Annotated in this window: 2 protein-coding genes; one reads left to right on the plus strand and one right to left on the minus strand. The window is 76.4% G+C overall.

Annotation, left to right across the window (positions count from 1 at the left end; all coding sequences use genetic code 11):
- Positions 1-623, minus strand: a 623-nt coding sequence (locus ABD308_RS13115; RefSeq protein WP_344332930.1) for a hypothetical protein, incomplete at its 3' end; no start/stop codon positions are given.
- A gap of 643 nt (positions 624-1,266) precedes the next feature.
- On the opposite strand from ABD308_RS13115, the gene ABD308_RS13120 reads away from it, so the two are divergent.
- Positions 1,267-1,620 (plus strand): AfsR/SARP family transcriptional regulator (locus ABD308_RS13120; RefSeq protein ID WP_344332932.1); only part of this gene is annotated, 354 nt, incomplete at its 3' end.

Raw genomic sequence — 1,620 nt, forward strand, 5'->3', positions numbered from 1 at the left:
GCCCAGGCGGCGGTGGCCGTCGACTCCGCCGGCAGCACCCGGCCCATGGCCGGCCGGGCGGGCTCGGGCCGGGCGGCGCTCTCGTAGGACCCGTGCACCGCCGGGACCGACGGACCCACCGGGACCGCAGGAACCGCAGGACTCCCCGAGACCGCCGGAACCGCGGGACTCGCCGGAACCGCCGGAGTGCGCCGCACCGCGCCGAACCCGTCGCCGGAGCTGGTGCGCAGCCCTCCACGCACCGCCGGGCCCAGGCCCTCCGCGGGGGACGCCGCCTCGCCCGGGCGCTCCGCCACCGTCGCGGACAGGCGCAGGATGAAGTTGCGTTCGGTCGGATCGCCGTTCGGCCAGTCGCAGTCCTTGCTGCGCACGATCCGGCTGCGCAGCCCGCCGGCCGAGGTCTGCCACGGGTACGGCACCACCCGGATGTTGGGCCGCCAGCCGACGCCGGGGGCGCAGTGCTGCAGCTCCAGCTCCCACTCGTCCGCCAGCACGTCCAGGGAGGCTCCGATCCGGCCCTCCAGCACGAAGGTGCCGTACGGGGTCCGCGCCACCGCGCGCTGCTCGTAGTAGGCGTCCTTGTCGAGGACCGTGATCCGCAGCGGCCCGTTCATTCGCAGCATGATCGCCCTTCCCGGCGGTCGAAGCACGCGGCGCCGACACGGCCCCGCATCCTGGTCGACGGGCGTCGAGGCGCCCGGGTTCACCGCTCCCCGGCCCGGCGCCCGGCGGGCCGTCCGGCGGTTGACGCCCGGTGAACCGAACACCGCGACCCGGCCGTTGACCATCAGTGGCGGACCTCGGCCGGGCGCGGCCTTCCGGCCCCGTACGCGGGTCCCGGCGATTTCGCGCCGGATGTCTGTTCGGGCAGCGCCGCACTCCCGATCGCGCACACCTCCCGGGCCTCCAGGCACGCGCGCCGCCCGGCCGAGCAGCGCCCCCGCGACCCGGGAGCACCGCCGGGCCCGACCGCGCCGCAGGTCCCGGCCCCGCACCCGGCCCGGCCGGGGTTCTCGTTTGCACCCGGAAGACACCGACCCGACGGCGTCCCGGCCGCCCGCGCCGCAACCGGATCGCGCCTGGCGCGGTCCATGCCCCATGACGGCGCGCCACCCGCCCGCCACCGCGCGAGCGGCGCACCGGCGGTCCTATACACGCTCCGGAAGTCCGTTCACTGAACGTCACAAGTCGCACCTTCGGCGTGGTTAGACTGCGCCCCGCACAAGGTGGAGGCCCTCGTCCACCTGCTCTCACCAGGGAGGATCCGTGTTCGTTCGGCTGCTGGGCCCGGTGGAGCTCCGGGCCGCCGACGGTCGGTCCGTCGAGCCCGCCGCCGCCAAGCGGCGCGCCACGCTGGCCCTGCTGGCGCTCGAACTCGGCCGCACCGTCCCGCTCGGGCGGTTCTTCGAACTACTGTGGGGCGACGAGCCCCCGGCGCAGGCCCGGGCCGCGCTGCAGGGTCACATAGCGGCGCTGCGGAAGCTGATCGCCGGTTCCGAGCTCGTCCTGTCGACCCGGCCGCCGGGCTACCGGCTGGACGGGCCGGCGGACGCGGTCGACTCGTCGCTGTTCGAGCGGCTGGTGGCCCGCGCCGCCGCCGAGGCGTCCCCGGACGGCGAC

The organism is Kitasatospora putterlickiae (genome assembly GCF_039527695.1).
GTDB lineage: Bacteria > Actinomycetota > Actinomycetes > Streptomycetales > Streptomycetaceae > Kitasatospora > Kitasatospora putterlickiae.